16 protein-coding genes are annotated in these 17,366 nt (G+C 60.1%); 9 read left to right on the top strand and 7 right to left on the bottom strand.

Annotation, left to right across the window (positions count from 1 at the left end; all coding sequences use genetic code 11):
* Positions 1-92: 92 nt before the first annotated feature.
* From I6E56_RS01005 to I6E56_RS00990, 4 genes are all read right to left on the bottom strand, one after another.
* Complete coding sequence (locus I6E56_RS01005) at positions 93-1,484, bottom strand: NAD-dependent succinate-semialdehyde dehydrogenase (RefSeq protein ID WP_197135482.1); 1,392 nt, start codon at positions 1,482-1,484, stop codon at positions 93-95.
* A 52-nt stretch (positions 1,485-1,536) separates the two neighbouring features.
* Positions 1,537-1,728: a hypothetical protein gene (locus I6E56_RS01000; RefSeq protein ID WP_197135481.1), complete on the bottom strand. Its 192-nt coding sequence runs from the start codon at positions 1,726-1,728 to the stop codon at positions 1,537-1,539.
* A gap of 230 nt (positions 1,729-1,958) precedes the next feature.
* Positions 1,959-2,174, bottom strand: coding sequence for a hypothetical protein (locus I6E56_RS00995; protein ID WP_197135480.1), 216 nt, complete (start codon positions 2,172-2,174; stop codon positions 1,959-1,961).
* Between the two features lie 188 nt (positions 2,175-2,362).
* Positions 2,363-5,434, bottom strand: a complete 3,072-nt coding sequence (locus I6E56_RS00990; protein ID WP_197135479.1) for a lamin tail domain-containing protein — start codon at positions 5,432-5,434, stop codon at positions 2,363-2,365.
* 224 nt (positions 5,435-5,658) lie between these two features.
* On the opposite strand from I6E56_RS00990, the gene I6E56_RS00985 reads away from it, so the two are divergent.
* From I6E56_RS00985 to I6E56_RS00965, 5 genes are all read left to right on the top strand, one after another.
* Positions 5,659-6,648 carry a YHYH protein gene (locus I6E56_RS00985; protein ID WP_197135478.1) on the top strand — a complete coding sequence of 330 codons (990 nt, stop codon included), beginning with the start codon at positions 5,659-5,661 and terminating at the stop codon, positions 6,646-6,648.
* 70 nt (positions 6,649-6,718) lie between these two features.
* Complete coding sequence (locus I6E56_RS00980) at positions 6,719-7,618, top strand: hypothetical protein (RefSeq protein WP_197135477.1); 900 nt, start codon at positions 6,719-6,721, stop codon at positions 7,616-7,618.
* Positions 7,615-7,911, top strand: a complete 297-nt coding sequence (locus I6E56_RS00975; protein ID WP_197135476.1) for a transcriptional regulator — start codon at positions 7,615-7,617, stop codon at positions 7,909-7,911. The genes I6E56_RS00980 and I6E56_RS00975 overlap by 4 nt, the downstream gene beginning before the upstream one ends.
* 163 nt (positions 7,912-8,074) lie before the next feature.
* On the top strand, positions 8,075-8,764 hold the full coding sequence (locus tag I6E56_RS00970) for a DUF3105 domain-containing protein (protein ID WP_197135475.1): 690 nt from the start codon (positions 8,075-8,077) through the stop codon (positions 8,762-8,764).
* Positions 8,761-9,420 carry a DUF305 domain-containing protein gene (locus I6E56_RS00965; protein WP_197135474.1) on the top strand — a complete coding sequence of 220 codons (660 nt, stop codon included), beginning with the start codon at positions 8,761-8,763 and terminating at the stop codon, positions 9,418-9,420. Before I6E56_RS00970 ends, I6E56_RS00965 begins: the two co-directional genes overlap by 4 nt.
* 3 nt (positions 9,421-9,423) lie before the next feature.
* Here the strand turns inward: I6E56_RS00965 and I6E56_RS00960 are convergent, their stop codons facing one another.
* Positions 9,424-11,175, bottom strand: coding sequence for a hypothetical protein (locus I6E56_RS00960; RefSeq protein WP_197135473.1), 1,752 nt, complete (start codon positions 11,173-11,175; stop codon positions 9,424-9,426).
* Positions 11,172-12,080, bottom strand: coding sequence for an ATP-binding cassette domain-containing protein (locus I6E56_RS00955; RefSeq protein WP_231606196.1), 909 nt, complete (start codon positions 12,078-12,080; stop codon positions 11,172-11,174). The genes I6E56_RS00960 and I6E56_RS00955 overlap by 4 nt, the downstream gene beginning before the upstream one ends.
* Positions 12,081-12,238: 158 nt before the next feature.
* On the opposite strand from I6E56_RS00955, the gene I6E56_RS00950 reads away from it, so the two are divergent.
* Entirely contained in the window at positions 12,239-14,629 is a 2,391-nt protein-coding gene (locus I6E56_RS00950) for an excinuclease ABC subunit UvrA (RefSeq protein ID WP_197135472.1), read from the top strand.
* A gap of 37 nt (positions 14,630-14,666) precedes the next feature.
* Here I6E56_RS00950 and I6E56_RS00945 read toward each other — a convergent pair whose 3' ends face one another.
* Complete coding sequence (locus tag I6E56_RS00945; protein ID WP_197135471.1) at positions 14,667-15,071, bottom strand: VOC family protein; 405 nt, start codon at positions 15,069-15,071, stop codon at positions 14,667-14,669.
* A gap of 224 nt (positions 15,072-15,295) precedes the next feature.
* Between I6E56_RS00945 and I6E56_RS00940 the strand changes: the two genes are divergently transcribed.
* The 3 genes from I6E56_RS00940 (at position 15,296) to I6E56_RS00930 (ending at position 17,312) form a co-directional block, all read left to right on the top strand.
* Positions 15,296-15,697: a DUF805 domain-containing protein gene (locus I6E56_RS00940; RefSeq protein WP_197135470.1), complete on the top strand. Its 402-nt coding sequence runs from the start codon at positions 15,296-15,298 to the stop codon at positions 15,695-15,697.
* A gap of 74 nt (positions 15,698-15,771) precedes the next feature.
* Positions 15,772-16,680 (top strand): YHYH protein, encoded by a 909-nt coding sequence (locus I6E56_RS00935; RefSeq protein ID WP_197135469.1) that lies wholly within the window; start codon positions 15,772-15,774, stop codon positions 16,678-16,680.
* Positions 16,677-17,312: a DUF305 domain-containing protein gene (locus I6E56_RS00930; RefSeq protein WP_197135468.1), complete on the top strand. Its 636-nt coding sequence runs from the start codon at positions 16,677-16,679 to the stop codon at positions 17,310-17,312. Before I6E56_RS00935 ends, I6E56_RS00930 begins: the two co-directional genes overlap by 4 nt.
* The last annotated feature ends 54 nt before the right edge of the window (positions 17,313-17,366 follow it).

Raw genomic sequence — 17,366 nt, 5'->3', positions numbered from 1 at the left:
CGCGACTCAGAGTGGGAGGGGTGCTCACCAGTTCCCACTCGCTTGACCGGATGGCCAGCCCACGGACCGGGGCTGGCCATCCGAGGTAAGGATCAGAACGCCGCGTTAATATCCACGACGTCGATGACCTTTTTGTTGACGAATTCTTGAATACCGAGGTTGGTCAGCTCGTGGCCGTAACCAGAGTGCTTAACACCGCCAAACGGAATATCTGCCTTCACCATCGTCGGGTGGTTCACATAGACCATCCCCGTGTCGATCTTCCTGGCCACTTTTTCACCGTTGACGGTGTCTCGCGTGAACACAGAACCACCGAGGCCGAACGGCGAGTCGTTGGCGACCGCGATCGCTTCGGCTTCGTCCTTGACGCGGATGACAATCGAAACCGGGCCGAAGAACTCTTGGTAGTACGAAGGATTCTTCGAGTCGATCTCGGTGAGAATCGTCGGCTGGTAGAAAGCTCCGGTCGACGGCACGGGGTCGCCGAGAGTTTCAGCCTTAGCTCCCCCAGCGATCGCGTCCTTGACTTGACCCGCAAGCTTGTCTGCGGCGGCCTGGGACGAAAGCGGCGCAAGGGCCGTCATGGGATCCATCGGGTCGCCAGCCTTCAACGCGGAGACGCCGGCACGGAACTTCTCAAGGAACTCGTCGTACACGTCATCAACGACGATCATTCGCTTCGCCGAGACGCAAACCTGGCCAGCATTCCAGTGGCGACCAAAGACCGCCCATTCGACAGTTTTATCCATATCAGCGTCCTTGAGAACCACGAACGCATCAGAACCGCCGAGCTCAAGCGTGCTCTTCTTTACCGCTTTGGCTGCGTAGGCAGCAATGATGGAGCCCGCTTCCTCGCTGCCGGTGAGGGCCACGCCGCGAACGCGCGGGTCTTCGATAACGTGCTGAGTGAGCTCGTGGGGAAGGTACAGGTTCTTGAACCCACCGGCGGGGAGGCCGGCGCGTGCAAACAGGTCGTCGAACACGGCCGCCGACTGCGGCACGTTGCTCGCGTGCTTCAACAGGATGGTGTTGCCTGCGACGAGCTGGGGAGCCGCAACCCGCACGACTTGGTAGTAAGGGAAGTTCCACGGTTCGATCGTGAGCAGAACGCCGAGCGGTTGGTTGACGATCTCAACTTCGCCCTCGGCGGCGTATTCCACGGGAACCTTTTCAGTCTCGAGCAGCGCTCCCCCGCGCTCGGCGTAGTACTCGAGGATGTCTGCCGAAAGATCCACCTCAGCTTCGGCCTCGGCGATCACCTTTCCCATCTCTAGGGTGAGCAGTTCTGCGTAGCGACGCTTATCCGCGCGCAGCAGTTTCGCTGCTTTGGCGAGCACTTCCATCCGAGTCGAGTACGCCGTTTCACGCCAGGACAAAAACGTTTCGTGGGCCGCAGCGATTGCCTCGTCGACCTCTTGCACAGTCGCATCGGGGAACGTTGCGACCACTTCATTCGTATACGGGTTGATCGTTTGGTAGGCCATTCTGGGAGATCCTTTCGTTGGTTGATATTTTTCGGGGAGGGAGAACTGCGGTTTACGGCGCCGCGGAAACTAGGGCGGGCCGGGCGCGCGAGGAAGAGTCACTCAGCACGACAAGGCCGATTGGCGCTGGCAACACGAGTGTGGCCGCTGCCGCGACGGGAAGCAGTCCATAAGATGCCTTCGCAGACTCGATGAGAGTAACGATGCGAAGCGCTGCGGCTTTAAGAGTGAATGTTGCGGTCATGATAATCCTCAGACGAGAGCGAAATATATTCGCTGCCGAGGACTAGAGCAACAACATAAACGTTACTCCTTATGTCTGAGAGATGTGCAAGTGTCGGGCTCTCACGAGACTGATAATTGTGCGGTCGGTGCGAGAAAACCCGCCGTGCCGCCCCAGAATTCTGAGTTGCGGATCACGGCGGGTTTCGTATTCATCGGGCGCTGCCCCACCCATAGCTGGGAGGTGTCGGACTATTCTTCGTCCAGGTTCTCGGGACCGTCCTCCGAATTGAGTTCGTGTTCGTCATAAACCGGAGACACCTCGTGGAGTTCGGAACCTTCAGGCGCACCGCTCTCGGCAAAAGGAACTACTGGCTCGCCCGCGACGGCATCGTTCGTAACGACCTCATCGGCATCAATTGCGTCATCCGGGTACTCGAATCCGGATGTAGTGGAATCTGACTTCATGGTGCAGCCTTCCTAGGTTGAGCGATTGCGCGTGAATGACCTAACGCGTCTGTGTCTATTCAACGCCGCAGTAGCGCCCGGTACAAGCGCGGTTCGGTACTGGGGCGAGCCCCGACCTCGCGGCAGCTGTTCCATAACGATGAAAGGAGGTGCCGCTGTGTGCGACACCTCCTTCCTGCGGGATGGGGCTAGCTAAGCAGCTTCTCGCGGCGACGAATCATAACCATCGAGAGGCCAGCGACGAGCAGCATCAACGACAGCTGAATCGGCAACGCTGACCCTGAACCAGTAAACGCGAGCGAACCTGACTCAAGTGCGGTGATCGTGATGTTCGCCCAACCGATCACTGAGCCATCCGCTGCGGTGACTACCAAGCGGTGAACGCCTGGTGTGAGCGTCGAAGGAATGGTTGCTGAGACAGTTCCGGCGGCGCTGACAGTCGGCGATCCCAACAGAGTCGGCGTGGAATAGATCCAGATGTTCACGATATTGCCCGCATGCGACGTGCCCACGTTGATCGTGATGGTCTCCCCCGGGCTTGCGCTCGGAGGGCCAGACACCGAGCCGCGGTTCGCCGCCGTGAGACTGGCCTCAGGAACAGCCACAGGAACAGTCGGCGTGGCTGGATCTGTGGGATCGGTGGGATCTGTCGGGTCCGTGGGGTCCGTCGGGTCCGTCGGATCTGTCGTCACCGTGCAGTCGATAGTTCCTGCTCGCAACGAGAATCCGTCAGTGTTCGAGTCGTCCGACCAGTACACCGCTTTCGAGCCAGAGACACACTCTGATTGCGGCACAACAGTAAAGCCCTCGTTGTTGAGGTTCGGCATCCCAGTGGGGCGCTCGAAAATGGTGGCAACGTCGAAGGACCCGTCGGTAGCGCCATCCTGCGCGATCTCAAGAAGCGCACTGCGACCATCGCAGGTGTCGTCGCAGATGGCCCAGAGTGCACCGAGCGCGGGGTCGAACTCGAGCTCCATGACACTGACGAAGCCACTCTCGATCGTCGCTACACGGTCGAACGAGCCGGAATTCTGATCGAGCGCGTACGCGTAGATCGTTCCATTAGCTTCGAGACCGACGAAGAAGAGTCCGTCGCCGTGGCCCGCATAAGTGCTCGGGTCGTAGAGGGTTCCTGTGTTCTCATCGACGAAGCCTTCGGCCACGAGGTAGCTGTCGGGAATCCAGGCGATGCCCTCAAGCCCCGAGTTCGCAGCGATGACCGGGAGGTCAGCCGTGAGATTCCACTCCTGGCTTGCCGTCAATTCGGATGCCGCGCCCGACACGTCATAGCGAAGAATCGTCGGACGACTGACGCCACTGGTGGAGTTGTCCCGTTCGCTCGCGATGAAGACCCCTCCGGATGCTCCTGTCGACGTCAACGCCACACCTTCGGCATCCACATCACCGGTGCCGCTGGCATAGTGCAGCAGCTTTCCGTCGTTCCAGGTGTTCGACGTCTCAGGCACCCAATTGGCTCCGTCAAAGACGAGCTTGTAGAGTGCTCCGGGCCCGTTCTTGGCCGCCCACAGCACATCACCCGTGGTGGCGGCCTCAAACGCGAGGCCACTCATGTTGTCACTAAATTCGTCCATCTCGTTGACTGTGGAGATCGCAGACCCACCGGGCCACGGAGAGGTTTCGAGTTCGCCGACACAGCTGTTTGCTGCGCTCCTGGTCGAGGCCTTCGAGGTCTCGAAGTCACCGGTTCCATCGGGGCACCGTGCGTAGGTTGTTGCCGCGTGCGCAGTCCATTCGTAGCCGTCAACCAGCGTCACACCGTCAGCGACGAAGAGGCGAGCCGAGTCCGCTCCGCCGAGCCCAAACGAGGGCTCGGTCTCGATGACGAGGTAGCCACCGGCGGCAATCGTCGTGCCGGAATCGATCGTGAGGGCGTGTGAGTCATCGTTGTCTTTGAGGACGAAGCCCGAGACATCCACTGCATCGGAGCTGTTGTTCTTTAGCTCGATCCAGTCCCCCATCTCATCGCTGGACTCAACTTCGTTGATACGAATCGGGGCGCTGCAATCGTTAGCAAAGCCTTTGGTCGAACTAGTCGTGTCGCCAAAACCGGATCCGCAGACGCCAAGCGTCGTGGCCGAGTGACCACTCCAGCTTCGTGAATCAATCAGGGTAAAGCCATCGGCAGCAAAGACCCGCACAGAGTCATCCGTACCAAGTCCGAAGCTCAAGGCGGGCTGGTCGAATACGTAGTAGCCGCCGGCCGCGATTGAGGCGCCGGTGGGAATCAGCGCGGCGTGGCTATCGTCGTTGTCCTGAACAACCCAACCAGAGATGTCGACGGCGCTACCGCCGCTGTTGAAGAGCTCGACCCAGTCTGACGAATCACCGTTAGATTCGATCTCGTTGATACGAACCTCGGGGAGATCAACTGCGACGCAATCGTTCGCAGCACCCTTCGTAGTGGTGTTCGTCGTCGCGAACTCGCCAATGCCGTCCGGGCAGCGGCCGTAGCTCGTGCTCGCGTGCGCTGACCAGCTGTAGCTGTCTATCAGCGTCGCACCGTCAGATTCAAAGATGCGCGCCGAATCCGCCCCACCTAATCCGAACGTCGGCTCGAAGGCGTAGAAGGCACCAGGCTCAATCGTCGTACCGGCAGGAATTGCATCGGTACGGCTGTCGTCATCATCTTTGAGCACCAGACCAGCGACGTCGACGACGAAGTCAGAAATGTTAGTGAGTTCGATCCAGTCGTCTTCGTCAGCACTTGATTCGACCTCGTTGATGCGCACTGCGGCCGCTGCGATGATCTCGCACGCATTCGCAGCACCCTTGGTGGAAGCTACGGTGTCGCGAAACTCACCGATGCCGTCAGCACAACGCCCAAAGGTGACTGCAGCATGGCCATCCCAAGCGTAGGAATCAACGAGAGTCACGCCATCTGCCAAATAGACACGAGCGGTGTCGGCGCCCCCTAATCCAAAGTTGCCAGCGACAGTGACGTCATTGACGTCAACGACGTAGTAGCCGCCAGCAGCAATCGTTGAGCCGCTAGGCAGTGAAAGAGTGCGGGAGTCGTTGTCGTCCTTAATAACCCAGCCCGAGACATCCACAGTTTCGGTTCCGGTGTTGATGAGCTCAACCCAATCGAAGTCATCGCCATTCGATTCAACTTCATTGATGAGGATGCTCGGCAGTTCAGCCGCATTGGCAGTGGGACTCACGACAGCAGCCGAAGTGACCACTAGCGGTACGGCCAATGCTAAGGAGGTGAGGAGGGCGGCGAGGGGCCGTCTGCGCATGAGGATGCCCTTTCGAGGCTGCGTTGGGGATACCCAGTCGGGAGAGCAGGCGTGCGCAGTCTTGGGCAGTGATGTGAACCACCGGTGAACGCGAGTAGAAGGGAAAGCGCTCACGCAGCGCTGCCGAAGGCGTTCCTCCGAAAGCGTCATAGAACGGTGCGCTATTATCAGCGGCGCTCGCGGACACCTGCCGCTATGCCTCGATCTTCTGGGAGACAGCGGCCATGATTACTCGTTCGATAACCTCACGCACAGCACTCGCTCTGTCGCTGGGTGGAATTCTCCTTCTCTCGGCGTGCGCCTCAGGCTCCGCCAACTCCACGGCGTCGACTACTTCGACGTCAAGTGCCGAGCCGAGCGCCGCAGCGTCTGCGATCGACATCCCGAATGCCTGGTCTGGCGTCATTGATGCCACTGCCATCCCGCTCGGCGATGACCGCACCTCCACGTCCCCCGCTGTCGACTACCTGTACTCCTGCAAGACAGACTTCAGCGGGCGCGGGCCAGTAAACGGCGGACCGTGGATCGACTACGACGCCGGCACGTGGGATTCCACGACGAAGGCGACCGTTGAAGGCGAAGTCTCGTGGCCGCAGGCCTACTACGACGAGGAAGTCGGTCACGACACTCGCACCATCCTCACTGCGAACTTGCCGACCGAGCAGATGACGGGCACGTTCCCGATTGCAGACGCTGATCCGGCGAAAGAGTTTGACCGCAATCCCAATGAGATTGACGAGAAGCTTGTTGAACTCACTCTTACTGTCGCTCCCGCCGTTGCGGACGATCCGAGCTGTGTCGCGATGGGTGCCGTCGGGGTGCTGAAGTACGGCGTGTACCTCTATAACGCGGTGGATGCTTCGGGCGGGGACGCGGTCGCCCACGAGACCCAAGACCTCTGTGACGGGCATCCGGATGGCGGCGACTACTACCACTACCACGATGTGCCGTCGTGCCTGCTCGCCGCTACCGCCGAGGCCGGGTCAACGCTTGTCGGGTATGCCCTTGATGGGTTCGGGATTTATGTAGAGCGCGACTCTGCGGGAAACCTCCCGACCAACGCCGATCTCGACGAATGCCACGGCCACACCAGCACGGTGCTCTTCGACGGTGTCGAGCAAGAGATGTATCACTACAGCGCCACTATGGAGTTTCCGTTTACGGTCGGATGCTACGTTGGCGACCCTGCACCGGTGCCGCCACACGAGCACTGAGCGCCGTCGTCGCCCAGTCGATGCGACTACGGAAATAGTGTAGAAAACTCAGATACGTTACACTTTCCAGATGGAAAGTGATTCCGCGAACTCCCCCACCACCCCAGATTCCGCTCCACAGCCCACGGGGGCGGAGGCCTCTCGCCAGCTCCAACAGCACCAAGAGGTGCGCGATTCCGCGAATCAGCTCGGGCCGTCCCGCGGCTTTGCGTGGTTTAGCCTCTGGAGCGCTTTCATGGCGGCGAGCTACATCGGCGTATTTCTGCTTGCATTCTCCGCGGGCATCGGCACCGCCGGCAATAGCGACCCCGGCAAGTTCTCCCAGACATCGTTACTTGTCGTGCCACTTCTGGCTTTCACCACGATGACCACGGGCACTCGTGAACGGTTCGGGATTCGAAGAGCGCTGCCACGTGTGGTTTGGATCCCGTTGGTCCTGGCGTTTTTCGCAATGACCGTTCTGTCAGGTCTCTCCGTGTTTGACGTTCCCTACTCCCCTTGGCTCATTCCGCTGGTCGCTCTCGCCGTCTTCGTTCCTCTGGCTGCACCCGCCATAGCTCAACTGATCCGAGTGCCGCGTTCACGCACTCCGGCGCGCCGCAGTTCCGAACAGCTCAGTACACCCGTGCGGTGGAACACGGTGATCATGGGAGCGGTAGCAGGCCTTCTCATCTCCTTCGGCACTATTCCGATCGTCTCGTCGCTGCTGATGATCGCGGCGCTCGCGGGCATCGCGTTCACGTATGCGCTGAACGAATCTTCGTGGGTCCTACCCCGCGTCGGCTTCGAATGGGGCTGGATGCAGTGGACTGCGTTCGGCATCACCACGAGCACGCTCTTTGCATTTGCGATGCTCGCTGCGCTGCCACAGTCGCCATCCCTTGCGGCAGCACTAGCGGCCGGAATAGCCGTCTTTCTCGTCATGCTCGTGGCATCCGCGCTGCCAGCACCCAGAGACGCACGTTCATGAAGCATCCCCGTCATCAGCTGGATGATGCGTTTCTCACTCCGATACGGCTATCGCTCATGGCCGCGCTCGGCCCCAGAAATGAGATCGACTTCGCGACGCTAAAAAAACTCCTCGAGGTCGAAGACTCTGCTCTCAGCAAAGCGATCAGCTATCTTGTGGATGCCGGCTACGCAAAAGCCCTCAAGGGCACGGTCGGTAATCGTCCGCGCACGTGGGTAACCTCGACGGCATCCGGGTATCGCGCGTATCAGCAACACCTGCTGGCACTCCGGGCAATCACAGAGCAGGCCTAAGGACTAGTCGCGCTGAAGTCGGCCAGCTCTTCGGCAAGAACTAAAGACTCGGCTTCCGATACTCGCGAGTGCGCTCCCTAGGAGGGCTTTCACAAAGTCGACCGAATAGGCTCAGATTGCACATCTGTTCCCTGCCCACGCACCCGACGACAGGACCACCTGCATGCCATCCCGCGATTCGCAATCTTCTCCAACCGAGCCCTCCGCCAAAGACCTCACGGTAAAACAGCAGCGCGATGCGCGCCGAGCGGAGAAAGTCGCCGCGATGAAGAAGAAGCACGCTGCGGAGAAGCGCCACCGAATGATCGGTATCGTCATCAGCAGTGTCGCTGCCGCTGGCGTCTTGGCTCTTGTTATCGTGATGGTCGTGGCGAACGGAACTCCCCGAACGAGCCCCGAAGCTATCGAGATTGACGGCGTACAAAACTATCCGAATCTGGTCGCCGGTCATGTTGAGGGCACCGTCGATTACGAGCAAAGCCCGCCGGTGGGCGGTGAGCACGCATCCGTGTGGCTGAATTGCGGTGTGTACACCGAGGCGGTGCCCAACGAAAACGCCGTGCATGCTCTTGAGCATGGTGCCGTGTGGGTTACCTACGACCCGGCGCAAGTTTCCGGAGATGAACTGGAAGCGTTGCAGGATGCTGTTCCGTCAACCTATTCGGTACTGTCACCGTACGAAGGCCTTCAGTCGCCCGTCGTGATCTCGGCCTGGGCTAACCAGGTTGAGCTTGATGGAGTCGACGATCCCCGCATGCAGGACTTCGTCGACAAGTTCTGGCAGGGCGGCGACGCACCGGAGATCGGCGCCTCGTGCTCCGGCGGAATCGACGGCGGCGGACGCATCGCATGACCGACGCTAGCGATGTCACGCGCCCTCGACCGTGGCTCCGCATCGGCGCAATCACTGTCGTCGCGCTGTTGCTCGTTGGCTTCGGCGTACTCGCTGGCCAAAGGCTCCTCCCTGGCGAATCCTCGGATCCAGTGACGACGAGCGCGGAAGCCGGTTTCGCGCGCGACATGCAGACTCACCACTTGCAGGCTGTTGACATGTCAATGATCATTCTGGAAAAGAGCGACAACCAAGCCATCCGCACTTTGGCGTATGACATCGCGACTGCGCAGGGACAGCAAGCGGGACAAATGTTTGCGTGGCTCATTATGTGGAATCTGCCACAGGCCTCCAGTGAACCCGCGATGACATGGATGATGGATGACGGCGAGCACGACTCGCACGGCACCTCGGATTCCGACTCCACGACCGCGATGACAATGCCCGGCCTTGCGACCTACGACCAGATGGAAGCGCTCAGAGCAAGCACCACCGACGCTGACGCTATGTTTCTTGAGCTCATGATTGCCCACCACGCGGGCGGTGTCGACATGGCCGAGGGCCTACTCGAGCGGTCGACGAACGACGTCGTGACGTCGCTGGCCGAGGGAATGGTTGCTGTGCAAATGAGTGAGATCAACTACATGAACGAGTTGCTCGCAGGTCTAGAGGAATAGGACTCAGACTCCACGGCGACGAAACAGCATCCACGCGATCGTTATGCTGCCGGCCGCCCACAGAAACAGCGCCAGCATGCTCGCGCCGGGGGGAAGCTGCAGAATATTGCCTAGCTGAAACCAGGGCTGGAAGGTATTCGGGCCCAGCGTTTCCGCTGCGTCGAGCCCCGAGGGGAAAACCCGGCCGAGGTTAGTGAGCCAGACAAAGGGCGTGTCGACGGTGGTGGATTCCATTTGGCCCGCCAGGGTCGGCACGACAACGAAGATCGCCGCCAAGGCGAATAGTGCACCAGACGGTGAACGAGCGATCATGCCCACCCCGCACCCGAGGGCAGCGACTAGCCCGAACGCAATCGTGCCTTTTCCGATGGATATCCAGACGATGCTCGCTGACAATAGCGCGGGGAATCCGTGGTCCTGTTGAATGGGCGTCGCCACTATCGCCGCCAGCAGTAACGCGATTGCTCCTACAGCCATCGCTGAGCTGACCACAATCCCGGTTTTCGCCGCCAATACCCAACCGCGCAGCGGTACCGCTGCTAGCGTCGGACGGATGTTTCCCGTCGCAAAATCTGAGGTTGCGATAGTCGCGCCTAAGGCTGCGATGAAGAACTGACTCAGAGCCAACCCACCAGTTATAGCTGTCACCTGCTCGTCAAAGGTCTGCGACGTTAGGTCCCACTCCGTAATTGGCGCCACAATGATGTCAGCTGGGATTCTTGCTATTGCCCAGCGCCACGCCAAGAAAACCATCGCCCCCGCACTCAACGCCAGCAGCCATGGCGAAGACGGCAAGGTGAGTGCCTTCAGAGCCTCGGATCGAACTACTCCGATGAAGTGCAATCCGTGGGCGGCGCTCTCGACTCGCATCTTCGGCTGTGAAACTCGCAGCTGCTGGCCTGTGCGCGAGACTTCGAGATGCACTGCCCGTCGGGCGAATACCGCGGCTGCGACGACGAGCAGGAGCGCTGTTCCAGATGCGAGCACAACGAATCCCGTGAATGGCTCGAGCGTCGACGCTGGCGTCCCTTCCAATACAAAAGGTTCTGCGGGTGCTCGCGTAGTGAGCGCTTGGAGTGCGCTGGCCGGCAGCAGCTCTGCGAACCGAGGCACCCAGGTTCCCCCGAGATAGAAGAGCGTGCTCGGCAGCAAAAGGATGACGCCGACGAAAACGATTGCGGCGGACACTGCTGATCTTGCAAGTGCACCAAATGCAACGCCCAGAACCGCGAAGCATGCAGCACCCGCCACGACGCTCAGCAGCAACTCGGCCAGTCGATCAACGCCGGGCACCGTATACCCACGCGATGTCATTGTGATGGACGCAATCCATCCCCCAGCGGCCGACCCCGCAGCCGCGGAAACAACGGAAAGGCCGATGCTCGGGAGGCTCTTCGTTAGAAGAAGAAGCACTCGGGATGGCACCGCCACCAATGACGCTGCCAATGAGTCGTCCGTGTACTCCGAAGAGGTGGCGATGAGCCCGAGCGTTGCAGAGAGTACCGCTAGCGGAAGCGAACTCACTGAGATCGATTCAAACAGTATCGCGGTGCCATCGGTATCCAGATCAGTGCCCACAATCAGCGGCACAAACAGCACTCGCACCGTAGCCAGCACCACCGGCAGGATAAAGATCAACACCATGATGAGCCGCGGTGGACGAAGAGACCACAGCTTGAGTGACTCCGAACGAACAACACCCCAAGCCTGAGCAAGCCTCTTAGGGTGGACTCCGCGTGCGACCGTGAAACTCACTTCTCGGAGCCTTGCCGGTATTCAACACTCGAATCGGTGAGCTGTCGATATGTCTCTTCGAGGGATTCGACCTGGGTGCGCAGCTCAATCAGCGGAATGCTCAATCGAGCCGCCAGCAAGCCGACTTCTGCGGCAGTCGAACCTTCAATTACCAGCGTGTCGCGCTCCTCAACAACCCGCGCCCCGGATGCAGCGAGCGTCTCAATCAAATCGCGCGCTCGCGCGCTCCGCAGTACCACGCGTTCAGCGCCCTGCAGGCGCGCAAGGTCTGAGAGCGCAGAATCCGCGAGCACCTTCCCGCGCCCGACGATCACGACATGGTCGGCGGTCAGCGCGACCTCGCTGATCAAATGCGAGGAAAGCAACACTGTGCGCCCCTCCGCCGCAAAGTCGCGCACCAGCTCCCGAAACCACATCACCCCATCGGGATCTAAGCCGTTGACGGGCTCGTCGAACACGAAGACTTCAGGGTCACCCAACATTGACGCCGCGATCCCAAGTCGCTGGCGCATCCCCAGCGAATAGCCCCCAATGCGGCGAGAAGCGACGCCGCTGAGCCCGACTTCTTCGAGCACACATTCGACCCGATCGTTCGAGATCCCATGGGTGAGGGCGAGCGCCCGCAGATGGTCGAAGCCCGAACGCCCCGGATGCGCGTTGCGAGCATCCAACAGAGCACCGACATGAAACAGCGGATTCTTCATCTTCCGATACGGTTCGCCACCCACGAGCGCCTCCCCTGAATCAGCCGTTTCGAGGCCAAGCAGAATGCGCATCGTCGTGGTTTTGCCCGAGCCATTCGGCCCTAGAAAACCCGTGACGCGTCCGGGCTGTGCGGTGAAGTTCAGGTCGTCAAGCGCACGCTTGTCGCCGAACTGCTTCGAGAGGTGGCGAAACTCGATCAAGTCAACTCCATATATTGATGGATCATCATGTTAGGTTCCCACGCGCTTTCGCTGAGCACCAGATTTCGCAGACAATTCGCTGCGTTATCGCAATAATGGTCACAAGCATCCGCGAACCCGCAGAGCTGCGACATCCGTACGCTAAAGAGGCACCCACCATGGCCAGCACGAGCACCCCCGACTCCCCCGGTTCTCACGCGGCCGATAGCCACGACATCATTCGGGTACGGGGCGCTCGCGAGAACAATCTCGCTGACGTGAGCGTCGACATCCCGAAGCGTCGCCTGACCGTATTCACAGGAGTCTCGGGCTCAGGCAAGAGCTCCTTAGTCTTTGGCACCATCGCGGCCGAGTCTCAGCGGATGATCAACGAGACCTACAGCGCGTTCCTTCAGGGCTTTATGCCGTCGCTCGCACGCCCCGACGTCGATGTGCTGGAGGGCCTCACGACTGCGATCATCGTCGACCAAGAGCGCATGGGTTCCAACGCCCGCTCGACGGTCGGCACCGCCACCGATGCCAACGCCATGCTGCGCATCGTGTTTAGCCGCCTCGGCGATCCCCATGTCGGATCACCGCAAGCGTTCTCGTTCAATGTGGCCTCCATCTCGGGCGCCGGCGCTGTGACCTTCGAGAAAGCGGGCGTCACAACCAAAGAGCGCCGCGAGTTCAGCATCACCGGCGGGATGTGCCCCACCTGCGAAGGTCGTGGCACCGTCAACGACATCGACCTTACCCAGCTCTACGATGACAGCAAGTCGCTCGCCGAGGGTGCCCTCACCATCCCGAACTACACCGCTGATGGCTGGATGGTGCGTATCTTCACCGAGTCAGGCTTCCTCGACCCGAACAAGCCCATCAAGAAGTACACGAAGACTGAGCTGCACGATTTTCTCTACAAAGAGCCAATCAAAGTCAAGATGCAGTCGATCAACATGACCTACGAGGGGTTGATCCCCAAGATTCAGAAGTCGATGCTGTCGAAAGACCGCGAAGCGATGCAGCCGCACATCCGGGCTTTTGTCGATCGCGCGGTCACGTTCACGGCCTGCGCCGATTGCGGCGGCACTCGACTCAACGAGGGCGCCCGAGCATCCAAAATCGCGGGAATCAATATTGCGGATGCCTGTGGCATGCAGATCAGCGACCTGGCCGAGTGGGTGCGCGGGCTGAATGAACCATCCGTCGCCCCGCTGCTTGAAGCGCTGCAACAGACTCTCGACTCTTTCGTGGAGATCGGCCTCGGCTATCTCTCCCTCGATCGCCCGGCCGGCACGCTCTCCGGCGGTGAAGCGCAGCGCACCAAAATGATCCGTCACCTCAGTTCGTCGCTCACTGACATCACCTACGTCTTCGACGAGCCAACCATCGGCCTCCACCCGCACGATATTCAGCGGATGAACGAGCTCCTGTTCCGCCTGCGCGACAAGGGCAACACCGTGCTCGTGGTTGAGCACAAGCCCGAAACAATTTCGATCGCCGACCACATCGTCGACCTCGGGCCAGGGGCCGGAACTGAGGGCGGCCAGATTTGCTTCGAGGGCAGTTTCGACGAGCTGCGCCAAAGCGACACCGTCACCGGCCACCACATTGACGACCGAGTCTCGGTCAAAGATGAAGTGCGCTCCCCCACGGGCATTATGGAGGTTCGCGGCGCCGACTCCCACAATCTCAAGAACGTGGATCTCGACATCCCACTGGGCACCCTCGTCGTGGTCACGGGAGTCGCGGGTTCGGGCAAGAGCTCTCTGATTCACGGATCAGTGGTGCCCCGAGACGGCGTTGTGTCCGTCGATCAGGCCGCCATCAAGGGGTCTCGCCGCAGCAATCCCGCCACGTACACCGGGATGCTCGAGCCCATTCGCAAAGCATTCGCCAAGGCCAATGGTGTCAAGCCTGCCCTGTTTAGCGCCAATTCCGAAGGCGCCTGCCCCAATTGCAACGGCGCCGGCGTAATTTACACCGACCTCGGCGTCATGGCGACCGTCTCAACGCCCTGCGAGGTCTGCGAGGGCAAACGCTTCATGGCCTCCGTGCTGGAATACAAGCTCGGCGGACGGGACATCAGTGAAGTGCTCGGGATGTCCGTTGCCGAGGCCGAAGCCTTCTTCGGCGAAAGCGACGCGCGCACTCCCGCGGCTCACGCCATCCTCGATCGACTCGTCGACGTCGGGCTGGGCTACCTGCGCCTCGGCCAGCCACTACCCACTCTCTCGGGCGGCGAACGGCAGCGCCTCAAGCTCGCGACCCAGATGGCCGACAAGGGCGACGTTTATGTTCTGGATGAACCAACCACAGGCCTGCACCTCGCCGATGTCGAGCGGCTCCTCGGCCTGCTCGACCGCCTCGTCGATTCGGGAAAGTCCGTGATTGTCGTCGAACACCATCAGGCAGTAATGGCCCATGCCGACTGGATCATCGATCTCGGTCCCGGTGCCGGCCACGACGGCGGAAACATCGTGTTCGAAGGCACGCCGGCAGATCTCATCACCGCGAAGTCTTCGCTCACGGGCGAATACCTCGCGGAGTACGTGGGAGCCAGAAGTTAGCGAAGCCTCTTATTCCTGTTCAAAAAGAGCAGAGGCGCTACCAGCTATAGATTCTCGGCATGATGGCGTGCCGTTCAGACTCGTCGGGACCAGGGAACGCGATCATGATGGGTAGGTTGTCCGGGTCACGGCCTTCGAGGATCTCGAAGTCATCGAGACGTTCCCGACGCACATGAATTGACTCGCGGCGCAGGGCTTCTTCACAGCGCTGAAATTCTTCCGCGCTTTCTGCGCTCCACATGAGGTACTGGATGCCCACAGAGCCGAGAACGCGACTCGGTTGGGCGTGCTTTCCACGAAGGTACAGCTCACAATTTTCGGGGCCGACCAGCAGCGCTGCCGACTCATCAAGAATCGCGCATGTGAGCCCGAATAGATCGCAATAGAACGCGACTGATCGATCAAGGTCAGAAACGAATGTGACAGCGGAGGTGAGATGCACGCTAGCTCCTTGCTAAACGATCGTGAGCTTCGCCGGTTGACGGATTCGCTCTGGCGGTTGGTAAGCGCCAATAACTCGTTCGATATTCAAGGTACGCTCACAATGCTCAAGCGAGTTGATTCTTCACCTTTTGCTCAGGTAGCGCTCAGATTCTGCACCGTTTAACCGCACGATGACCAGCGAACCCGTACCCTTGAGTCACGCCACCTAACCGGGGAGAGATCGTGACATTCTTTGAGTCCATCGCCACCGTCTTCCGCAAATACGCGGATTTCACCGGGGTCGCCAGTCGCCCCGAGTATTGGTGGTTCGCACTGTTCTCCTTTATTACCTCCGGAATCGCTGCGTCGCTCGACCCGAGCAGCGGTAACGATTTTGGTCACATGGGATCCAACTTCGGGTATTCGGTGGGGCTCAGCACAGCATGGTCGCTCGCTCTCCTTATTCCGCAGCTTGCCGTCACTGTGCGCCGCCTCCGCGACACTGGCCGCAATTGGACCAATATTTTCTGGCTCCTCGTACCTATCGCTGGCGCCATCGTTCTGATCGTTTTCCTGACTCAGCCGAGCGCGACGCAGCAGAGCGCTCCCGGGCAAGTTCCCCCGCAGGTCGCAGAGACTTCATAACGAATCCATAGGTTTGTGGGTCAGCATGGCTTTCCTCACGATCAGGAGAGACCATGAATCGACTTGTCACAACCATGGCCACAGCTAGCGTGCTGGTTATGGCGCTCGCCGGCTGCACTACAGCCTCAAGCACTACGACCGAAACCGCTGAAGCGACCCCCGAAGCGACCGCCACAGCCACAGAGACCACCTCCACTGCCACCTTTGCGGCGTCTACGGGTGATTGCGACGCCATGGCCGCGACCTTCCGAGACGTCGAGAGCGCGAACGCTGACCTCGTGGATCCCGAACTCACCGCGGTCTGCGATGGTGACACCCTCACGATCAGCAGCAACAGCATCCCCGACTATCTCTACATTGCGACCACACCAGGATCGCCCAAAGTCTCCGAACTGACCATGACGATTCCGGTCACCCCCACCGAAGCGGATGAACCAAGCGCTGTGCCGTATCTCGGCGCCCTCGGCGTCGCGGTCGACGGAGTACCGATCTACGGGCCAACAGAAGGTACTGGCGGAGATGTGCAATCCCTCGAGGGTGCCCTTTCGGTCTGCGGCAGCCACAGCGGCCCGACCGACTTCCACATCCACTGGTTTGGCTACGCGGATGGTGTCGATTGCCTCTATGACGCCGACGAGGTAGAAACCGGTGAATCACTCGTCGTGGGCTGGGCCGCTGACGGCTACCCCATCATGTCCGGAGTGGTGTGCTCAGATGACGAGTGCAGCGAAACGGTTCAGCTCACGAGCAGTTGGGAACTCACCGACGAATCACAATTCGCCACCGACACCTGGGCCGCCCACAGCTATGTAGAAGGCTCTGGCGACCTCGACGAATGCAACGGACGTGTTGACAGCGACGGACAGTACCGTTACTACGCCACTACTACATTCCCTTACTTCCTCGGCTGCTACCACGGTGAAGTTGCGGATGACGCTCTGGGCGGCAACAACGCCGCCGCTCCCGGTGGTGGCCCGGCATGATCCCGGCGACAGAGCGTGCGGCAGGTGCGATAAATCCCGCCCGCCGCAGCTTTCTCGCGTTCGGAATACTCGCCGCAGCCGGCTCAGCTCTCGCCGCCTGCACGACCTCGACCACCGCTGAGGACGCAAGCGCCGCCGAAGAAACGCCCAATGATACTGATATCGGGTTCTTCAAAGACATGGCTTTGCACCATGAGCAGGCCCTTGCCATGTGCCAGCGCGTGATCGGCCGCGACAATGGCGACTCTGTTCAAGCACTGGCCGCCGACATCCTGCAAAATCAATCGTTCGAGCGAGGAGTCATGCACACGTGGCTTACCGTGTGGGGCGAGAGCACTGCTCCTCCCGAGACAGTGATGGCATGGATGGGAATGGAAATGCCGGCCGCCGATATGACCGGGCTCGCCACCGACGAACAAATGACCTCGCTTTCTACCACCACCGGAATGGCGCAGGGCCGACTGTTTCTGAACCTCATGCGCGCCCACCACGTCGGCGGTGTCCACATGGCCGCTTATGCGAACGAACACGCCGCCGTGAGCACTGTGCGCGCAACCGCTGAACGCATGGATGTCATCCAAACGTATGAAATTGGCATCATCGATCAGCTGCTCTCGACCACTTATCTTTAGCCGGGCGTTCACTTTCACGGTGATAAACTCTCACCCGCAAGGCAAGCACTTTCC

Origin of the sequence: Salinibacterium sp. NK8237, assembly GCF_015864955.1 — a bacterium.
In the GTDB taxonomy this organism is placed as follows: domain Bacteria; phylum Actinomycetota; class Actinomycetes; order Actinomycetales; family Microbacteriaceae; genus Rhodoglobus.
This window is presented reverse-complemented; position numbering and strand designations above follow the sequence as displayed.